Source organism: Mammaliicoccus sp. Dog046, from assembly GCF_034039665.1.
Taxonomy (GTDB): Bacteria; Bacillota; Bacilli; order Staphylococcales; family Staphylococcaceae; genus Mammaliicoccus.
Map to the genome: position 1 here is coordinate 859,171 of NZ_CP120131.1, position 20,019 is coordinate 879,189.

The 20,019-nt window shown below is 32.5% G+C and carries 24 protein-coding genes; 17 read left to right on the forward strand and 7 right to left on the reverse strand.

The genetic code is table 11. The features are described 5' to 3' along the window. Positions 1–60 precede the first annotated feature (60 nt). Positions 61–1,065 carry an FUSC family protein gene (locus tag P3U32_RS04250; RefSeq protein WP_323704397.1) on the reverse strand — a complete coding sequence of 335 codons (1,005 nt, stop codon included), beginning with the start codon at positions 1,063–1,065 and terminating at the stop codon, positions 61–63. Positions 1,066–1,161: 96 nt separating this feature from the next. Here P3U32_RS04250 and map point away from each other — a divergent pair, with 96 nt between their 5' ends. From map to P3U32_RS04275, 5 genes are all read left to right on the forward strand, one after another. Next, a complete protein-coding gene (map, locus tag P3U32_RS04255) occupies positions 1,162–1,917 on the forward strand; it encodes a type I methionyl aminopeptidase (RefSeq protein ID WP_323704398.1) in 756 nt (251 codons plus the stop codon). 173 nt (positions 1,918–2,090) lie between these two features. Continuing rightward, on the forward strand, positions 2,091–2,480 hold the full coding sequence (locus tag P3U32_RS04260) for a hypothetical protein (RefSeq protein ID WP_323704399.1): 390 nt from the start codon (positions 2,091–2,093) through the stop codon (positions 2,478–2,480). Between the two features lie 15 nt (positions 2,481–2,495). Further along, positions 2,496–3,206, forward strand: coding sequence for a cell wall-active antibiotics response protein LiaF (gene liaF, locus P3U32_RS04265; protein ID WP_323704400.1), 711 nt, complete (start codon positions 2,496–2,498; stop codon positions 3,204–3,206). Then, entirely contained in the window at positions 3,203–4,246 is a 1,044-nt protein-coding gene (locus P3U32_RS04270) for a sensor histidine kinase (protein WP_323704401.1), read from the forward strand. Before liaF ends, P3U32_RS04270 begins: the two co-directional genes overlap by 4 nt. Beyond that, on the forward strand, positions 4,236–4,865 hold the full coding sequence (locus P3U32_RS04275) for a response regulator transcription factor (protein ID WP_323704402.1): 630 nt from the start codon (positions 4,236–4,238) through the stop codon (positions 4,863–4,865). Before P3U32_RS04270 ends, P3U32_RS04275 begins: the two co-directional genes overlap by 11 nt. Before the next feature lie 305 nt (positions 4,866–5,170). Here the strand turns inward: P3U32_RS04275 and P3U32_RS04280 are convergent, their stop codons facing one another. The 4 genes from P3U32_RS04280 to P3U32_RS04295 form a co-directional block, all read right to left on the reverse strand. Next, the gene (locus tag P3U32_RS04280) at positions 5,171–5,743 is read right to left on the reverse strand and encodes a beta-class carbonic anhydrase (RefSeq protein WP_323704403.1); all 573 of its coding nucleotides are present in this window, start codon (positions 5,741–5,743) and stop codon (positions 5,171–5,173) included. Continuing rightward, positions 5,727–6,794 (reverse strand): YihY/virulence factor BrkB family protein, encoded by a 1,068-nt coding sequence (locus P3U32_RS04285; RefSeq protein ID WP_323704404.1) that lies wholly within the window; start codon positions 6,792–6,794, stop codon positions 5,727–5,729. The genes P3U32_RS04280 and P3U32_RS04285 overlap by 17 nt, the downstream gene beginning before the upstream one ends. 71 nt (positions 6,795–6,865) lie before the next feature. Beyond that, entirely contained in the window at positions 6,866–7,165 is a 300-nt protein-coding gene (locus P3U32_RS04290) for a YtxH domain-containing protein (protein ID WP_323704405.1), read from the reverse strand. 160 nt (positions 7,166–7,325) lie between these two features. After that, a complete protein-coding gene (locus P3U32_RS04295; protein ID WP_323704406.1) occupies positions 7,326–7,691 on the reverse strand; it encodes a PH domain-containing protein in 366 nt (121 codons plus the stop codon). Between the two features lie 138 nt (positions 7,692–7,829). On the opposite strand from P3U32_RS04295, the gene P3U32_RS04300 reads away from it, so the two are divergent. The 4 genes from P3U32_RS04300 (at position 7,830) to P3U32_RS04315 (ending at position 10,136) form a co-directional block, all read left to right on the forward strand. Continuing rightward, a complete protein-coding gene (locus P3U32_RS04300) occupies positions 7,830–8,033 on the forward strand; it encodes a DUF1128 family protein (RefSeq protein WP_323704407.1) in 204 nt (67 codons plus the stop codon). 21 nt (positions 8,034–8,054) lie between these two features. Further along, positions 8,055–9,284, forward strand: a complete 1,230-nt coding sequence (locus tag P3U32_RS04305; RefSeq protein ID WP_323704408.1) for an aminopeptidase — start codon at positions 8,055–8,057, stop codon at positions 9,282–9,284. 81 nt (positions 9,285–9,365) lie between these two features. Beyond that, entirely contained in the window at positions 9,366–9,542 is a 177-nt protein-coding gene (locus tag P3U32_RS04310; protein ID WP_323704409.1) for a hypothetical protein, read from the forward strand. 81 nt (positions 9,543–9,623) lie between these two features. Further along, on the forward strand, positions 9,624–10,136 hold the full coding sequence (locus P3U32_RS04315; RefSeq protein ID WP_323704410.1) for an acyl-CoA thioesterase: 513 nt from the start codon (positions 9,624–9,626) through the stop codon (positions 10,134–10,136). 155 nt (positions 10,137–10,291) lie between these two features. Here the strand turns inward: P3U32_RS04315 and yfkAB are convergent, their stop codons facing one another. Next, entirely contained in the window at positions 10,292–11,422 is a 1,131-nt protein-coding gene (yfkAB, locus tag P3U32_RS04320) for a radical SAM/CxCxxxxC motif protein YfkAB (RefSeq protein WP_323704411.1), read from the reverse strand. A 137-nt stretch (positions 11,423–11,559) separates the two neighbouring features. On the opposite strand from yfkAB, the gene P3U32_RS04325 reads away from it, so the two are divergent. From P3U32_RS04325 to P3U32_RS04345, 5 genes are all read left to right on the forward strand, one after another. After that, entirely contained in the window at positions 11,560–11,721 is a 162-nt protein-coding gene (locus P3U32_RS04325) for an SE1561 family protein (RefSeq protein WP_323704412.1), read from the forward strand. 11 nt (positions 11,722–11,732) lie between these two features. After that, complete coding sequence (gene rlmD, locus P3U32_RS04330; RefSeq protein WP_323704413.1) at positions 11,733–13,100, forward strand: 23S rRNA (uracil(1939)-C(5))-methyltransferase RlmD; 1,368 nt, start codon at positions 11,733–11,735, stop codon at positions 13,098–13,100. Positions 13,101–13,256: 156 nt separating this feature from the next. Then, a complete protein-coding gene (locus tag P3U32_RS04335) occupies positions 13,257–13,838 on the forward strand; it encodes an HD domain-containing protein (RefSeq protein ID WP_323704414.1) in 582 nt (193 codons plus the stop codon). 97 nt (positions 13,839–13,935) lie between these two features. Beyond that, entirely contained in the window at positions 13,936–14,451 is a 516-nt protein-coding gene (locus P3U32_RS04340; protein ID WP_323704415.1) for a type 1 glutamine amidotransferase domain-containing protein, read from the forward strand. 104 nt (positions 14,452–14,555) lie between these two features. Next, on the forward strand, positions 14,556–15,464 hold the full coding sequence (locus tag P3U32_RS04345; RefSeq protein ID WP_323704416.1) for a nuclease-related domain-containing protein: 909 nt from the start codon (positions 14,556–14,558) through the stop codon (positions 15,462–15,464). 629 nt (positions 15,465–16,093) lie between these two features. Here P3U32_RS04345 and P3U32_RS04350 read toward each other — a convergent pair. Continuing rightward, positions 16,094–17,827 (reverse strand): pyruvate oxidase, encoded by a 1,734-nt coding sequence (locus P3U32_RS04350; protein WP_323704417.1) that lies wholly within the window; start codon positions 17,825–17,827, stop codon positions 16,094–16,096. 161 nt (positions 17,828–17,988) lie between these two features. Here P3U32_RS04350 and P3U32_RS04355 point away from each other — a divergent pair, with 161 nt between their 5' ends. The 3 genes from P3U32_RS04355 to P3U32_RS04365 all read left to right on the forward strand — a co-directional run bounded on the left by P3U32_RS04355 (position 17,989) and on the right by P3U32_RS04365 (position 20,010). Further along, positions 17,989–18,810 carry a glycosyltransferase gene (locus P3U32_RS04355; RefSeq protein ID WP_323704841.1) on the forward strand — a complete coding sequence of 274 codons (822 nt, stop codon included), beginning with the start codon at positions 17,989–17,991 and terminating at the stop codon, positions 18,808–18,810. An 86-nt stretch (positions 18,811–18,896) separates the two neighbouring features. Next, the gene (gene recX / locus P3U32_RS04360) at positions 18,897–19,700 is read left to right on the forward strand and encodes a recombination regulator RecX (RefSeq protein ID WP_323704418.1); all 804 of its coding nucleotides are present in this window, start codon (positions 18,897–18,899) and stop codon (positions 19,698–19,700) included. Further along, positions 19,693–20,010, forward strand: coding sequence for a YfhH family protein (locus P3U32_RS04365; protein ID WP_323704419.1), 318 nt, complete (start codon positions 19,693–19,695; stop codon positions 20,008–20,010). The genes recX and P3U32_RS04365 overlap by 8 nt, the downstream gene beginning before the upstream one ends. Positions 20,011–20,019 lie beyond the last annotated feature (9 nt).

A 20,019-nucleotide genomic window follows, 5' to 3' on the forward strand; every position in this document is an offset into this window, starting at 1 on the left:
GCGCAACTGAAAAGTAGGTAGAACAGACCTGTTTTTCAGTTGCGCTATTATTTTTTGTAATTAAGATTTGTTTTTAGAAGTAACGGCATATCGTTCATTTAATATTTTATTAATCATGAGAATTTCATAAATAATATGACTTTTGATTTGATTTTCATCAAATTCATCAAGGCCTTTCACACTATTTTTAAGCGTCGTTGCTGCCTTTTTTTGCTTTTGAAACGATTTACCTTTGAGTAGTTGTTCATAAGCATTCAAGAAGCGTGATATAGCTATACGTTCTGAATGCGTAAACACGATGAAAGTATCTTCAGGTAAATAGATTAAATTTAATAAATGAGCATTCAATAATCGATTAGTATGATATTTCATTTCTACTTTTCTAAAATAAGCTTTAGATGCTTTGTTTGTTCGATGATAGTCGTATTCTTCTTTTTGATAATTAATAAGTTGTTCGATCTTAGTGGCAGATTGTCGTAATGATGTAATTCTCTTAATTGAAATTGAAGATGTATATTCTCCGAGTAACAGTTCTCTCAATCGATAAACATAAATTTTAAGTATGTTAGAATCCATGTCACTGTTGATTTGTTCGATTTGATTAATGTATTTAGGAGGAAGGACGATAAAGTTTACAACTCCTGCAGTTACTAAACCAATTGTTGTTGTCGCTAAACGTGTTACAAAATTGTAGACAAACGCTTCATGAATAACAGGTACCATTGCGACAGCGGTAATCGCTGCAACGAGCATACCGTCCATTAACTTTAACTGATAACAAACAAATATCGTAACAGTGGCAGCGAGTGAATAACTGAGTGGTGATTCACCAAAGAAATAAGTACTAATAACGGCAATAAAAGCACCAAGTATGGATGCTGGAAAACGTACGAATGCTTTTTTTAGTGAAGCTTTTGCAGTCGGTTCAATAGTAACAATAGATGTGATAACAGCAAATATTGGATTCAAATGAAGTGACATACAAATTAAACCTGTAAGGAAAGTTGCCAATCCTGTCTTAATAATTCTTGCACCTATAAGTCTTGTTAACCAATTTTCTTTCATATTAATTACTCCGAAGTCATTTTTTTATAGTATAACATGACATATCTGATATAATAATAGACGACTAAAAATTTTAAAAGAAAGAACGGGATTTAAATGATAATTCAAAACAATACAGAACTTGAAGGCCTAAAAGAAATAGGTAAAATATGTGCAATCATTCGAGATGAATTGAAAGAAGCGACTAAACCCGGAATCACAACGAAAGAATTAGATGAAATCGCTAAAGTTAGATTTGAAGAGTTAGAAGCTGAATCAGCACCAATCGCTGAATATGATTTTCCTGGATATACGTGTATCAGTGTGAATGAAGAAGTTGCACATGGTATTCCTGGTAAACGTGAAATTAAAGAAGGCGACCTTGTTAACATTGATGTTTCAGCACGTAAAAATGGCTACTATGCAGATACTGGTATTTCATTTGTTGTCGGAGAAGCGGAAGACCCTAAGAAACAATTAGTGGTTGATGTTGCGGCATTAGCATTTGAAGAAGCAATGAAAAAGGTAAAACCAGGTGCTAAACTATCACAAATCGGTAGAGCAGTTAATGCAACGGCACGTAAGCACGGATTAAAAGTAATTAAAAACTTAACTGGTCATGGTGTAGGATTATCATTACATGATTCACCTCAACACGTTATGAACTATTATGATCCATTAGAAAAACAATTGCTTAAAGAAGGTATGGTATTAGCAGTAGAACCATTCATTTCATCTAACGCTACAATTGTTAGTGATGGTAAAAATGATTGGGCTTTTGAAACAAAAGATAAAAGTTTCGTTGCGCAAATAGAGCATACAATTGTTGTAACTAAAGAAGGACCATTATTATTAACAAAATTAGAAGATTAAACTAGCAATGAATCCATTGTTATTTATACAATTATTTGATTAAGGCTGTGGCATTTATGTCTCAGCTTTTTTTCTAAGACTAAGGACCGATTGTAATTTCGTCCCTAGGTCTATTATATTTATTCGAAATACATTTTATAATAGAGTCTAATCTAACAGGAGTAGGTGATTCTATGTTTAATGTTGTTTCGAATCAAATCAAACAACTCATTCTTGTATCTTATTATGAAAGTTTAGATACATGTGCTAAGCATTTAGATATTAAAATTAACGCAATGAAACAGTACATAACTTACTTAGAACAAAAGAGAAATCAGTTAAGTAAGTTAATTGAAAAACATACATTAGAATTAGATAATAAATATATGGATAAAATGGAAGATTTCAAAATTACATTTGCAAAAAAATTAGAAGACCATGATTTATTATGGTTACAAAAACGAATTAATATGCTAGAAAGTGAAGCGGCAAAGATAGATGAAGCAATTAAAAGTACGCGCGATCAAATTGCGAATACGATTGCTGAACGTACTATGCTTGCACAGGTGCATTCACTTCTCTAAATTAGGAGTGGTAAGTTGAAGAATAAATTTATTTCAACAGAATTGTTAATCGTACTTACTGTACTTATTTTGTTGTCAAATATCTATTATATTTTCTTTGAAAAAATTGGATTATTACTTGTTGTTGTAATGGGTATTATATTCATTTATGCAGGATATTTATATTTTCATAAATTAAGAGGATTAATTATATTTTGGATTGGCGCCATATTATTGATTTATGCATTACTTTCTAATCCATACATGCTGGCCATATTATTTTTATCATTAGTCTTTTTAGTTGTGAGATATTTAATTTATCGCAAAAAACCGTTAAAAGTTGAACACGTAGAAAGTAATTCTAATGAAAATATAAATGAATCATTTATTAAACAGCGATGGTTTTCACCACAAAAAACACCACATTACATTTATAAATGGGAAGATATTCAAATACAACAAGCAATCGGAGATATAGAATTAGATTTATCTTTAGCTGCTAATTTATCAGAGAGTAATGTTATCGTAGTGAGACAATATATTGGGAAGACACAAATTATTGTGCCTTACAATTATCATGTGAATGTACATATAACTGCGCTGTTCGGTAGATTATATATGAATGATGAAGTTTTTCGCGTTAGAAATGAAACAGTGAATTATGAAGCAAATAGTCATAAAGATACATTCAAAGTTAATATATTCTTCTCAACATTTATGGGAGATGTTGAGGTGATCTTTAGATGAATAACTACACAAGAATTATAGGTTCAATGTTAATACTCGTCTATACAATCGTAGGTATATTGTTCTTTCTTGATAGAATATTTATTAATATCATTTATTTTCAAGGGATATTTTATACACAAATATTAGGTATACCGGCATTTCTTTTTATCAATATCGTAGTGATTCTATTATGTATCATTATAGGTTCAGCGGTTACTTATAAGATTAATCAACAACATCATTGGATAAAAGAACAAATCGAACGTTCATTCCAAGGTGAAATGTTAGGTGTGAATAATCACGAGATTGATTTACACAAAGAAACATTAGAGATTTATCAATCATTAATCCCGCTACATGAAGAACTTTATACATTAAGATTAAAATCCCAACAAATTATTAATGAATCATATCAAATGCAAGATTCAGTAGTGAAAAAAATCATTGAAGATGAAAGACAAAGACTTGCGAGAGAACTTCATGACTCAGTGAGTCAGCAATTATTTGCGGCAAGTATGATGTTATCTGCAATAAAGACTTCAGATCTCAGTGATACTCTCGCAAAACAAGTTGATTTGTTAGAGAAGATGATCCAAGATTCACAACTTGAAATGAGAGCATTATTATTACATTTAAGACCATTAGGATTAAAAAATAAATCACTTGGAGAAGGAATTAAAGATTTAGTTGTTGATTTAAAACAAAAAATTCCTATGAAAGTGGTTTACGATATAGAAGATATAGAAATTGCAAAAGGGACGGAAGATCATTTATTCAGAATTACACAAGAAGCAATTTCAAATACATTACGGCATTCAAAAGGTACGAAAGTATCGATTGAACTTATAAATACAAATGATTATGTTGTATTGAGATTACAAGATGATGGTGTAGGATTTGATACATCGAATAGGGATCCACAAAGCTACGGTCTTAATACAATGAATGAGCGTGCACTGGAAATTGGTGCTACACTTAATATTATTTCAATGCCTGAATCGGGAACACGTATAGAAGTTAAGGTACCAAATAATAAGGAGGAGCAATATGACCATTAGAGTATTATTTGTCGATGATCATGAAATGGTGCGCATTGGCATATCAAGTTATTTATCAACGCAAGAAGATATATCAGTCATAGGGGAAGCGGCTTCGGGAAGAGAAGGAATAGCAAAAGCAGAAGAACTTAACCCAGATGTGATCTTAATGGATTTAGTTATGGATGATATGAATGGTATAGAAGCAACACAGCATGTTAAACAACAACAACCAAGCGTTAAGATTGTTATGCTAACAAGTTTTATAGAAGATAATGAAGTGTACCAAGCATTAGATGCAGGCGTAGACAGTTATATATTAAAGACAACATCTGCAGATGATATCGCAGAGGCAATAAGAAAGACATATAATAAAGAATCAGTCTTTGAACCAGAAGTACTTGTGAAGATGCGAAATAGAATGAATCAGAAAGCAGAACTATTTGAAATGCTTACTGATAGAGAAATGGAGATTCTATTATTAATTGCGAAAGGTTATTCAAATCAAGAAATCGCAAGCGCATCACATATTACGATTAAAACAGTTAAAACACATGTGAGTAATATTTTAAGTAAATTAGAAGTACAAGATAGAACACAGGCAGTAATATATGCCTTTCAACATAATCTTATTTCATAATAAATAACAAGAGACCAGTGCAAATGCGCTAGTGTCAGAGTGTCGACAAAGTATATGCTTTGTCGGCGTTTTTTTATGCGCTGAACATTGCAAGTGGAGGGTGACAAGCAACATTGGTCACGGCTAACGAGATAGTTCTGGGAAACAATCTTGTTAGAAAATCTAACGAGATAGTTCTGAAAAACAATCCCGTTAGATGTAAAATAGACTGCAAAAAAACATAAATTAACTATAAAAAGTCTAAAATAACCCGCTAACGAGATAGTTCAGAAAAACAATCTCGTTAGCGGGGCTATATTTAAAAATTATTGTTTAATATGTTCATAACCATTCTGAATTACTTCTAAAGCGCCATTATGTGGGTCTATAACTAGACCGTGTATAGGCACACTTTTATCGAAGAGTGGATGGTTGTATACTTTATTAATATTTGTGCGAACATTTTCAGTTACATCATCAAAGCCTCTTAAAAAGCGTTGAATATCAATGCCTGAATGTTCAATTGTATCGAGTGTCAATTGACTGACGCCTCTATTTTTCATTGTATCAATGACTGAATCTACATCTAAATTACCCATGCCACAATCTTTATGTCCCATAATGATAATTTCTTCTGCACCAAGGGCATAAATAGCGACCAATAGACTTCTCATAGTAGAACCATAAGGGTGAGATATTGTTGCTCCTGCATTTTTAACGACTTTAACGTCACCGTTTTTAAAGCCTAATGCACGTGTTAATAATTCTGTTAAACGTGTATCCATACAAGTTAATAGTACAGCTTTCTCATTAGGTGTCTTCGTAGTTATAAGATTCTGGTAATCCTTATTTTCGATAAAAGCTGTGTTGTGTTCTAAAATATCATTCAATAAAGGCATTATTTGTCTCACCATTTTCTGTTATATTATCAAAAGTTTGTTCTTCCGGAGATCCGTTCTTAAGCATTTTCTTCTGATGAAGTACCGCGTTAATTTCTGCGCCAATAATAATAATTAATCCTGTTAAGAATAACCAGATCATTAGGACGATGATACCACCAATACTACCGTAAGTCTTTGAATAATTTGCAAAGTTATTCACGTACATTCCAAATAGTGCACTTGAGCCTAACCATGCAATTGTTGTAAATGCAGCACCTGGTATAACAGATAATAATTTAATCTTTATATTCGGTGCAAGTGTATATAATGTGATAAATACGACGAATGTAACAATTAGAGGTAATACTATTTTAATTAGTTTAAAAATCCAACGTAATTCATCTTGCAACCCTAATGGACCAAATAATAAGTTACCAATTTGTTGTCCGAAGATAGGGAGTGCAATTGCAATACCAAATACAACTACTATAATCACTGTAAAGAATACACTCATTATTTTTAAAACTATAGGATTTCTACCATCTTCTACATCATAAGCGACATTAAATGCGTTCATCAGTGCCGTCATACCATTTGAAGCAGACCATAAAGCGGCGATTAAACCGAATGAGAATAATCCGCCACTACCATTACTCATGACATCTTCAATTATACCAGTAATTAATTTCGCTGTGTCGCCAGGCGCATTTTGAGAAATCATTTTAGTTATTGAATCTGGGTCCACTTGGAATAACGGAATTAATGTTAATACGAAAATGAGTGTTGGAAATAGGGCAAGTAAAAAGTAGTAAGACAGTTGAGCAGCTAACCCTGTCGCATTATCTTTACCGATTCTATAAATCAAGGTAGATAATATATTTCCGTTCTTTGTATATTTCGCTGGTTTATTAATTTTAGATACAAAAAAGACTTGATTATCTTTTTTTGCAGATTTTGATTCAAATCTTTGAGGCGGAATATAGTTTTCCTTTTTTATAGACTTTTTTTGATCATCTTTGAAGTTTTTAGCTTGTTCTAAAAATTTTGAACTCGATTTATCTTTTCCCATAAAAATTCTCCTAAAATATTTAGATTTCAAAAAAGACTAGGTTAAGTAAATAAGCCTAGTCTTTAAATAAATTATGAATGATTTGGACCTGAGATTTGTCGGTTATTTTTCTTCTCAATGAATGTATCTTTAGCATCCATAATAGATTGTTCTAATTCTGGATTTTTACGACGAATTTCTTCAATTACGTCTTTCCAGTATAGTACTTCATCTTTAATTTGATTAATTTTTGAAGGTTCTTTAGATGTGTTACCTTCTTTAATGTTTTGAACTTGACCTGAAAGTGATTGGCGCGTATTCTTATCTGCTAATGCAACGACTGCACCAATTGTACCACCTATTAAAATAGCAGGAATTAATTTGTTTTGCATGATGTTTTCCCCTCTCACTGATTAACTATCAATTATCTTTTACCTACATATCATATCATATTTATATATTAATTTTGATGGTATAGGCATTTTTTATAAGTTAAATATATCACTAATAATGTTTATTCCCATAAATTGAATGATATAAACACAAAAAAGACTATAAAAGTGCATTAGACAGTAACTTTTCAAAAGGCATAATATCTAAGTTACGTCCGATTTTAATTTTGAATTGACCTGCACGTGTCCATAATGTAATTTCTCCATTTAAATCAAGTAATTTACCGGCATTTTCAGTAGACCACATCAGTATAATATTATAAGGTATCGTATACGTTTCTATCTTTTTACCAGTGATGCCTTGTAAATCTCTAATGATGATACGTTTGTTTGTAAAAACTGCTGTATCTCTAAAGGTCTTAAATGCACTATAAGCTTCTTCATCTTCTACAAGGTAGTCTGAAATTTCCTTGGGCACTTCCGTTTGTTCGAATAATGTCCATGAAAGAATATCTTGAATGGCCATAACAATCACTTCCTATTTTATTATTTATATTTATTGTAAGAAATTTGCATATAAAAAGTAAAGTGAATATACAAGGGTTATATAGTTTTAATTGTAATTACTTTTTGCTAAAATTAATCGAGAAAGGATGAGACATAAATGACTGAATCAATTGAACAAATGGTAGATGATTTAAAAGGGAAACTACGCTTAGTAAATACGAGTGTACTTAATAAAGATGCAATTCCTGAAGATAAGAAAGAAGAACTAAAAGAAATACATACAATGGTTATGTCGAGAAAGAACATTTCAACAAGTGAAATGGCGGCAATTACACAAGCGCTTGGCGATTTAAGGAAATAAAAATAATAAGGGGTGGTTACAATGAGTAACAAAGCACAATTACAAAAGTATGCAGAGCTTTTAGTGAAAGTTGGTTTAAACGTTCAAAAGGATGAACCAGTTTATATTCGTGCATCTATTGATACAAGTGAATTTGTACATTTAGTTGTAGAAGAAGCATACAAAGCAGGTGCAGAAGACGTTAAAGTGAAATATTCTGACGATCGATTAGCACAGTTGAAATATCAATATGAACCTGAATCATTCTTTGAAGAAGTGAAACAATATGATATTGATGAAAGAATGGATTATGTGAATAGAAAGGCTGCTTTCTTAGCAATACTTTCAACGAGTCCAGACAATTTGAAAGATGCTGATACAAATAAAATAAGCAAAACAATGTCATCTAATGCACAAGCATTCAAAGATTATATGGTTGCAGTTCAAAGTGATTATATGAGCTGGTGTGTAGCAGCTTATCCATCTGTAGAATGGGCGAAGTTAATGTTCCCAGAATTAGATGAGCAAGAAGCGTATAATCAATTATTAGAAATCATATTAAAAACAGTACGTGTAGATCAAGAAGATCCGATTGCAGCTTGGGAACAACATGATCGTACATTACATGAAAAAGCAGACTACTTAAATAACAAGAAATATAAAGCGTTACATTATAAATCAGAAGGTACTGACTTAACAATTGAATTACCACCTGAACAATATTGGTCAGGCGCAAGCTCTCAAAATTCTAAAGGTAATGCGTTTGTCGCTAATATGCCAACTGAAGAAGTATTTACTGCACCACATAAAAACGGTGTAAATGGTACGGTGCGTAACACGTTACCACTCAGTTATTCTGGAAATATCATAGATGACTTCACACTTACTTTTAAAGATGGCGTAGTTGTAGATTATAAAGCAGGTAAAGGTGAAGAAATTTTGAAGAGTATTTTAGAAATGGATGAAGGTGGAAGTAGATTAGGTGAGGTAGCGTTAGTACCAGTTGATTCGCCAATATCAAACATGAATACTTTGTTCTATAATACTTTATTTGATGAAAATGCTTCATGTCACGTTGCGTTAGGTTCTGCTTATGCATTTTGTATTGAAAATGGTAAAGATATGACAGCAGAAGAATTAGCAGAGCATGGTTTAAATGAATCAGCAACGCATGTAGACTTTATGATTGGTAGTAAAGATTTATCAATAGATGGAATATTAGAAAATGGTGAAAAAGAACCTGTCTTTAGAGATGGTAATTGGGCGTTTTAATAGATAGCCATTTGATGTTACATCATGTATAATAAATGTAAATATAGTCTTTATAGTTAGTTATTCAAAGGAGGGGATATCATGAGTACACCTATGGAATGGAGCATTATGATAGCATTTCTATTCGCAATATTTGCGTTTGGCGGTGCGTTGATGATGTATTTAGTACAAACATTTGATAGTAGAGAATCTGTACGCATTGATACTGCTGAAGAAGCACTAGAAAAGAAAGTATATAGTGATGAGGAATATCATTAATATGCGTAAGGTGAGGCGGGACATGAGTGTCTCAGCCTCTTCTTTATTTTAAGAACTAAAAAAATAAGTGGGGTTATAAAAATGGATAATAAAAGATCAATGAAATCATCAAGAAGTGTAAAATCAATTCAAATTTTTCCGGAAGATACAAATCATCACAATACGATGTTTGGTGGAAAGTTAATGGCCGAAATCGATGAAATCGCTGCAATAGCTGCTATGAGACATAGTGGACATTCAGTAGTCACTGCATCAACAGATTCAGTTGATTTTTTACAACCGATTAGAACAGGTGAAGTACTATCACTCGTTTCATTTGTGACACATGCAGGAAAATCCTCAATGGAGATTTGTGTGAAAGTAATCAGTGAAGATAATATTAATCAAGATAAACACTTAGCAGCGTATAGTTTCTTAACATTTGTTGCACTAGATAAAGAAGGTAAGAAAGCACTCGTACCTGAAATATATCCAGAATCAGAAGATGAGAAATGGTTTTACGAAAGTGCACAAGAAAGAGTTAAATTGAGACATGAAAGAAGAAAAGAAAGTAAAAAGACTTTAGATTTTATGTCGACAAAATTGTATATATAATAAAGTAGCTCGGATACAGTTTTATAATGTATCTGAGCTTTTATTTTTAATTATGATACTGAGATATCGTGCGAATAGGTGTGAATCGCACGATATCTATTCTTCTAACATCAAAAAAAATCGACTGAGACATTATATCTCAGCCGATTTTATATTTATAATTGATTCATTCGACGTTCATTCTCTTTAAAATCAACATCTTTGTAATACATATCTTTAACAAGTAAATTTGGACCTAAACATCTTACTTTTGGACAATGACAATTAAGTGATTGGCTTAATGAAGATTGCATCCAAGTTTGATAAACATCTTCTAATTTATCTTGTTTAATATTTGCGATTGAACCTGTCTCATCTCCGAAGTCTGTAACGATAACTTCACCAGAGAATACATTCACATTAAGACGGCTTCGTCCATCTGGATCATTTCTAAGACTGACATTTTTAGATTCATTTAATCTTGAAAGTAATTTTTGATCTGAATCATTTAAGAAACAAGGATAGAATGGTAACGTACCAAATAGCATCCAAGTGTCTTCGTTTCTAAAATCAAGTATATCGTGAATTGTATCTTTCATTTCATTTAAACTCATAATATTTAATTGACTCGCGAAGTCAGAAGGATACATCGGATGAATTTCATGACGACTACATTTCATATCGTGTACGATTTCATTATGTATCTTACGTAAATAAGGCTGCGTACTTTTATTTAACATTGTTTCAGCTGATACAAACATACCTTGTTCAGATAAAGTAGCTGAATTCTGAATCATTTGTTCGTAAAGTTTATGGCGCGCTTTTAGTGGTGGCTTCTTGTCCATCACGTGAAAACCGACTTCACTGAATTCTTCAATTGTTCCCCAGTTATGAGAAATGTGCATCACATCTATGTATTCTGCAATTTCTAAATAACGGTCGAGTGGCAATGTTAAATTAGAGTTCATTTGTGTGTAAATGCCTCTTTTATATGCATATTTTAAAAGGGGTACAACTGTTTCTCTAATAGATTTCTTACTAAACATAGGTTCTCCACCTGTTATTGAAATTGTTTTTAGGTGAGGAATTTCGTCTAATCTTTTTATAATAAGGTCCATTGGTAATGTATCTGGATCTCTTAATTGTAATGTATATCCAACAGCACAATGTGCACATCTCATATTACATAGTGTTGTTGTAGTAAATTCTATATTACTTAATTGTAATGAACCGTGTTCATCTATATCATTGTACGCTTCCCAGGGGTCGTTGTTGATAGAGATAGGACTTTTTAAGTCATAAATCATACTTTATCCTTCTTTCTGAATTTTTTCCTATCTATGAGCGTAACACTAGTTCAGGAATTTTCCAATACTGATTTATGATTGTTTTTATAGTTTAAATCATTCATAATAATATTATTAAAATTAAAAGGAGCATTACAATGAGTCAAAAAACGTCATTAACTGAAATCAAGCAAAGACTTACTGAATTTTTAGATGAAATTGAAGCAATGAATATTGAAGATATGGAAGTTTCAGATGTAGATGAGTGGATTGCATTACTTGATGAGCTTGAGAAAAAAGTTCAATCAATGCATGAATAATGGAGCGAGACATGAATATCAATGTAAAAGTTGGCCAACAATTTCCTTTAACAATAAAACGATTAGGTATTAACGGAGAAGGTATCGGTTATTTTAAGAAGAAAATTACTTTTGTTGAAGGGTTATTACCTGGTGAAGTTGCACTTGTTGAAGTAGTAGCAGCAAAATCAAATTTTATACAGGCAAAAGTCGTACGTATTCGTGAACAAAGTGAAAATCGTATTAAACCAAAATGCAAAGTCTATGATATTTGTGGTGGGTGTCAGTTGCAACATATGACTTATGATGCACAATTAGATTTTAAAGCGCAAATTGTTAAAGACGCTTTAAATAAATACGCTGCACACATACCAAGTGATATTGTTAAACCTACTTTAGGCATGGATAATCCATGGGGATATCGCAACAAAAATCAATTTCCTGTGCAGATGAAAGGGAATAAATTAATAGCGGGATTGTATGAAAAAGATAGTCACCGACTAATTGATATTAAAAAATGCCCGGTGCAAGATAAGAAAACGATCCAAGTTACTAATGAAATACGAAAAATTTTACAAAATGAACAAGTTGAAATTTGTAAAAATCCAAACAAAGATCATGGACTTAGATATATCGTAACTAGAGTAGCTAAGCACAGTCAGGAAGTGCAAGTGACTTTAGTTTGTACAGATGATCGTTTAAAGCATCATGCACAACTCGTTCAGCAAATATTAAATATATCCTTTGTTGAAAGTTTATCTATTAATATTAATAAAGAAAAAACATCTCGAGTTCTTGGAGACAAGACTATTCATATAGGTGGAAAAAAACAAATCACAGAAACTTTAGGTGAATTTTATTACGATTTGTCACCAGATTCATTCTTCCAATTGAATCCTGATCAAGCGACAGCGATGTATGGAGAAATTGAAGCGCAAGCTGGATTAAGTGGAGACGAAACAGTCGTCGATGCATTTTGTGGAACGGGAACGATTGGTATTTGGTTATCGCCTAAAGCAAAAGAAGTCCGAGGTATGGATATTATAAAAGAAGGTATTGCCGACGCTAAGAAAAATGCACAACTGAACGAACGAGAAAATGTACATTACGAAGTTGGAGATGCATATGTGATTATGGAAAAATGGATTGAAGAAGGATTCAAACCAGATGTCATCACAGTAGATCCACCAAGAACAGGACTCGGAATGAAGGCCGTTGATTTAATCAATCGCGTACAGCCACATACATTTGTTTACACAAGTTGTAACCCATCGACATTATCTAAAGACTTAGCACATCTGACTAAGAAGTTTAACGTCGTAAATATCCAACCTATAGATATGTTTCCACAAACGGCACAAGTAGAAGTCGTCGTAAAACTAAGTTCAAATAATGTTTAAAATCCTAGTGAAGTAAATAATTTGTAGTATTGAAAAAGCCTTGATTTCAAGGCTTTTTGTTGTATTATGAAAGTAAATATAAAAGATTAATACTATGGTATTACAATAAAAGTATTTATGGATTATACGAATTTTTATTGAAATGAGGTTTAAATTATGGAAAAGATAACAAAACAACTAAATTTCATTGAGGAAATTGAAAAATTAAAGACTATAACAAGATTTAATAGAACACTAGATACAAGGTTTGAAAATAGTGCAGAACATTCATGGCAAGCTGCTTTGACGTCTGTTATTCTTCAGGAATACTATCCTCAAAAAATAGATATGGAAAAAGTAATGCTGATGTTATTAATACATGATTTAGGTGAGATATACGCAGGAGATACTTGGGTTTTTGATGAAAAACAAAAAGAAACTTCACATGATAATGAATTGAAATCGATTGAACAGACACTCAAAGTACTTCCTCAGTACCAGTATGAAGATCTGAAAAAGAGTTGGATAGAATTTGAAAAAGGTGAAAGTAACGAGGCGAGGTATGCACGTGTAATTGATGCATTAATACCACTCATTAATCATTTAACTGTTTCAAATGAAGGGTATAATCCTGATAATATCACTTCAGAAATGGTTTTATCTAAGAAAAACTTCATCAAAAACGAATCAAAAGAATTATGGAACTTAGTTCAGGAACTAGTAAAATTAAGTGTAGATAAAGGATTATATTTAGAATAGTAGAAGTCGTCGTAAAACTAAGTTCAAATAATGTTTAAAATCCTAGTGAAGTGGTATACTTATGTAAGAATGATTATGAAAGGATGAGATTGAAATTATGAGTAAGAAAATAGCAGCAGTTGTTACTGATTTATATGAAGATGTAGAATTAACGAGTCCACAAAAAGCGTTAACTGATGCTGGCCACGAAGTTGTTATTGTCGGTGAAGAAAAAGGTAAAGAAATCACTGGTAAACAAGGCGGAAAAGCTACAGTAGAAGTTGGAATCGATGAAGCAAATGCTGAAGATTATGATGCAGTCTTACTTCCTGGAGGATTCTCACCAGATTTATTACGTGGAGATGAACAAGGTCGTTTTGGTAAATTTGTTAAACATTTCGTTGAAAATGAAAAACCATCATTTGCAATATGCCATGGACCACAATTATTAATAGATACTGATTTACTAGAAGGTAAAACAGTAACAAGTTTCTTATCAGTACGTAAAGACTTAGAAAATGCAGGTGCAAAAGTCGTTGACGAATCTGTAGTCGTTGACAAAGGCATCGTCACAAGTCGTACGCCTGATGACTTAGAAGACTTTAACCGTGAGTCACTTGCATTGCTTCAATAGATGCATTTGATTAGCCACTCGCCTATATGGTGAGTGGTTTTTTTGTGGATAATAATATAAAATAATTTTATATTATTGAATTTTTATGTAAAGGAGTACGAGTAATGGCAACAAATAATGAAATAAAGTATATCCAATCAATCATCGGGAGGGCAGAGCTAAATGAATCGTTCTATCAACATCTACAAAATCAATCTAGCGGAAATGATGGCGAAAACTATTTCAAGTCTGTATTAGATTGTATTCCTGAAATCATTTATATAACAGATTACCAATTTCAGTTGAACAACCACGTACAAATAGATGCAATTGTGATTGATGATTCGGCAATATACTTATTTGAAATTAAGAACTACAAAGGTATTTATGAATTTGAAGGGTCGAATTTTAAAAATAATTATGGTGGATCAATGACATCACCAATGTTACAAATCGATCGAATCAATTTTGCGTTCCAAAAACTCACTGCCAATTTAAACATTAATAAACCTATCATCACTAAATTAGTCTTCACTAATCCTTATTTTAACCTCAAAAATCCTACACTTTATAAAGACAACATAATTTTACCTTCAGAAATAGGGCAACTTAAATCACTTTTTAAAAATAATCACATAGAAACAAATATGAAAATTAAGCAAAAGCTTTTAAATGCTAGAAATGATTTTTCGCATATATATCAGCAATCAATTACGATTCCGTTTCGAAACGGAAAGCCAGGCATCAGATGTCCAAAGTGCAAGCGGCTGTATACTGTAAAATCAGAATTAAAAAAACAGAAATGTCAGTGCCAATTGTGCGAAGAAGTAATGGATAAAACTTATGTTTATGAGAAAAACTTATTAGAACTTTGGTATTTGAAACAGCAGCCATTTACAATCGAAGAAGCCATGTGGTGGTTAGGAGAGGGGAGTGAAAAGTCAATTAGAAGATTGTGTAACAAATTGTTTTTAAGTGAAACGAATCGTTATAAAAAATATTACCTAGAGGATGAATATAATGGGGCTTATTAAATTGGCGCTAAGAGAGTTGTAACGGACATAATTCAGAATTCTGTCCCTAAGAAGGATGTAACGGACACAATTCGAAATTCTGTCCCTAAGAAGGATGTAACGGACACAATTCGAAATTCTGTCCCTAAGAAGGATGTAACGGACACAATTCGAAATTCTGTCCCTAAGAAGGTTGTAACGGACAAAATTCAGGATTCTGTCCCTAAGAAGGTTGTAACGGACATAATTCGAGATTCTGTCTCTAAGAAGGTTGTAACGGACATAATTCGGAATACTGTCCCTAAGAAGGTTGTAACGGACAAAATTCAGGATTCTGTCCCTAAGAAGGTTGTAACGGACAAAATTCAGGATTCTGTCCCTAAGAAGGTTGTAACGGACAAAATTCAGGATTCTGTCCCTAAGAAGGCTGTAACGGACACAACTCGGAATTCTGTCCCTAAGAAGGTTGTAACGGACAAAATTCAGGATTCTGTTCCTAAGAAAGCGGGTCATACGCGACCATGCCATCCCCATTTACGAACCGCATCTCATTCTAAATCCGAAAAATTCGAACAGCACGCCACAAAAAAGCCAATAAGTTGCCATTCATGGCTACTTATTAGCTTCCATTCCATAATAACTCAGGAAAATTAGAAAAATCTTCTAATGAGTGTTTTGAGTGGGGGCATTTTTTCGAGTCTATTTTCTTCTAATGCTGTGCGTATCTCAAATTTAGCATATCCACGGGCTTCATCCCATATAATCTTACCTGGTAATGGTGCAGCATCTGGATCGACTTTTACATTGACGATGACAGGTTGGTTCGCGTCTTTTGCTTTATTTAAAGTTGGCGCAAGGTCTTCTACATCAGTTACTGTATATCCAATACCACCACAGCTTTCGGCGAATTTTGCAAAATCGATATCGCCTAAATCAATTGCGTATTCTAATTCTCCAGCTGCTTGTTGTTCATATTTGATAAAGGAGAGTTCTTGATTGTTCAAGACAACTACAATGATTGGTAATTTATATTGAACAGCAGTTACAAAGTCTTGCATGACCATAGCAAAGCCACCATCACCAGTAATTGCGATGGCTTGTTTATCTGGATGAGCGATTTTACTAGCTATTGCACCTGGTAGTGCACAGCCCATTGTACCTAACCAAGATGAAGTAATAAATTGATGTTGATGATCGAGTTGTAAATATCTTGTACTCCAAACCGTTGATGTACCTACATCTACTGAAAATACAGTATCATCAGTAGTAATCTTCTCGATTTCTGACATCAGTCTTTCTGGGCGTATAGGCTTACTGTCGCTACTTCTATCTTCATCTAACCAACTATTCCAAGCTTTCATATTTTCTTGGCAAGCTTTTAAAAATGGACGTTCATTTACGATATTAACTTCTTCAGTTAAAGCTTGAAGTATATTCTTTGTATCTCCAACGAGTCCAACATCAACATTGAATCTATTACCAATTGTTGATTCGTTAATATCAATTTGAATACATGGAATATCTTTATCTGGTAAATAATTGACGTACGGATAATTTGTTCCTACAAGTATGAGTAAGTCTGCATCTTTAGAAGCTTCAAATGCGGGTTTCGTGCCGATTTTCCCTAAGTTACCCATGAAGTTAGGATGTTTATCAGGTATGATTCCCTTAGCAGGTAATGTAATTAATCCTGGTGCAGATATTTGCTCAATAAATGTTAACAATTCTTGTTTTGCATTTTTAGCACCAACACCTGTTAAAACAACGGGTTTCTTACTATTATTTATTAATTCAGCTGCTTTACTGACTTCAGTAGGTTCAGCAAAAGTGATTTTATTTTTAAAAACATATGATTCTTTAGGAACTTGGTCTTCAATTTTTTCATCAAGTATATCGCTAGGAATTGTTAAGACCGCAACGCCTTTTTTAGCATATGCAGTTTTAATTGCTTCGTCTACGATTTCATGAACATTTTCTGCTGAATCAAGTTGTTTATTATAAACAGCGACATCATCAAACAATGCAGTTAAATTTACTTCTTGGAAAAACTTTGTTCCAAGTAAATGAGAATCCGTTTGACCGGCTAATACAAGCATTGGAACATTGTCCATCTTAGCGTCATACATGCCATTTAACATATGTATTGCACCTGGACCACCAATACTTAAAGCGACTGCAATTTTGCCAGTGAGTTTAGCGTAACTACTTGCTGCTAAAGTCGCGACTTCTTCGTGTCTTACATCATAAAATTGTATAGTATCTTCTTCTTTTTTTAATGCATCTACAACTTTATCGATGGAATCTCCAGGGATACCATATACGTGATCTATTTGCCAATTTTTTAACATTTGTACGAGTGCGTCGTTTGCTTTAATTTTTGCCATTTCAATTCCTCCTATATATTATGTTATACCCGAATAAGTAAATAGTTATACGTAGACATAGGACTCTGGACTGATTTTGTTGTATTTCAGTAAAAAGAAGTGTTTAATTTGTATATTACAAGATATAATGTATTTAGAAATATGGTAGAGGGAGAAAAGTGATGGGTCTATTTAAGAAAAATAAGCAAGAAGAAATAACACAACCTCATTCTGAAGAAGAAGTTCAATATAGAAGATATCAACATTACTATCAAGAACCTATACAACCTAGAAAAAGAAAACGTATATCTAAAGTGTTTGGCTTAATTACGATTTTAATTATTTTGGCTATTGTTTTTTATTTAGCAGTCATGTACATGTGGTCAAGAACATCAGATGTTGATGACCTCGTGAAGATTGAGGATAAACCATCATATGTTCAAGTTGAAGATATGAATGATTATACGAAAAATGCGTTTGTTGCAGTGGAGGATAAGCGGTTTTATGATCATGAAGGTATAGATGTACGAGGTGTTTCGCGTGCGCTCGCAGTAAGTTTGAAGAATGGTGAACTAACACAAGGTGGTAGTACCATCACACAACAAGTTGTGAAAAATTATTTTTACTCAAATGAAACACAAGTCACACGAAAAATGAAAGAAATGTTTGTAGCAAAACGTGTTGAAGATAAATATAGCAAGAATGACATTCTAAGTTATTATGTAAATAATATTTACTTTGGTGAGAACAACTACACAATTGAAGATGCAGCGAATTATTATTTTGGAGCAACAGTCGATAAAGATAATCCAAATTTACCACAAGTAACTGTATTACAAAGTGCGATACTTGCCAGCGTAGTTAATGCGCCATCGAATTTTGATATCAATAATATAAGTGATAGTTACATGACAAGAATAAAAACTACATTAGAAAAAATGAAACAACAAAAATATATTTCCAATTCACAGTATACGGAAGCAATCAATCAATTGAATCAATAAATAAAAAACACACTGAGTTAAGTGATTAAACTTTTAAACTCAGTGTGTTTTATTGTATCCTATATATAAATGTGGAGGGATGTATCATGCTGAAAATCACTAAAATTGAAGTTCAAAAAAAGAATAAAGAACGTCTAAACTTATTCATTAATGGTGAATTTGAAATGGGCATTGATCAAGCAACGTATATCTACTTCAATTTAAGAAAAGATTTAGAGCTTACAAAAGAAAAGTTACAAGCTATCAAAGATTATGATCAATATAGGCAAGCTTTAAATCAGGCTATTGTATACTTGTCTCATAAAAAAAGAACGCATACAGAAGTTCAAAAGTATTTAGCGGAAAAAGAATATTCGGATGACTTAATTGAACAAGTTATTTCTTACTGTGAATCAAACAAATACATAGATCATCAAGATTATATTGAAAGTTTAAAAAATACGATTTTAAAAACGACTGACAAAGGACCTGATCACTTTGAAAGAGTCGCTAAAGAAAAAGGGCTAGAAACGCAGCTCATTATAGAATTTAAAGAAAAATTCGAACAAGAAATGTCGGATGATAGGATTACTAATGTAGCAAAAAAGGTAATGCAAAAGAAGAAGCAACCGCCGAATAGATTAAAACAATCCATTGTACAAACATTACAACAAAGAGGGTATTCATTTTCACTCATAAATGAGCACTTAACTGATTTAAATATTGAACCAACGTCCGATGATGTTGAAAATATTTTGATGAAGGATTTAGAAAAGGTATATAATAAGTATCAAAGGAAATATGATGGATATGAATTGAAGTCACATGTAATACAAGCATTAGTTAGAAAAGGCTATACATTTGAAATGATTAATGACAAATTAAGAGAAAGTGGTATTGTAGATGAATGAAGAAAAAAAGTTTGTTGAGATGAATGAGCATGAATTAAAAACAATTACCGCTGAATTACGCGAAAAGATGAGAAAATCAGAAATGATGGGTATACTGAATGAATATGAAGTTTACAAAAGAAGAGCGCTCATAGCAGAAAGTTACCTCGTTGATACTTCTAAAATTGAAATTGGAAAAGTATACAGCTTGGTTGGTGAGACACCTAGTTATTTTAAAGTCGAAAGAATTAAAGGTGTATTTGCTTGGGGATTTAGATTGAAAGGTTCAAAAATTGAAGAAGGCATTCCTGTAAGTCTTCTACAACTATAATGGTGGTGC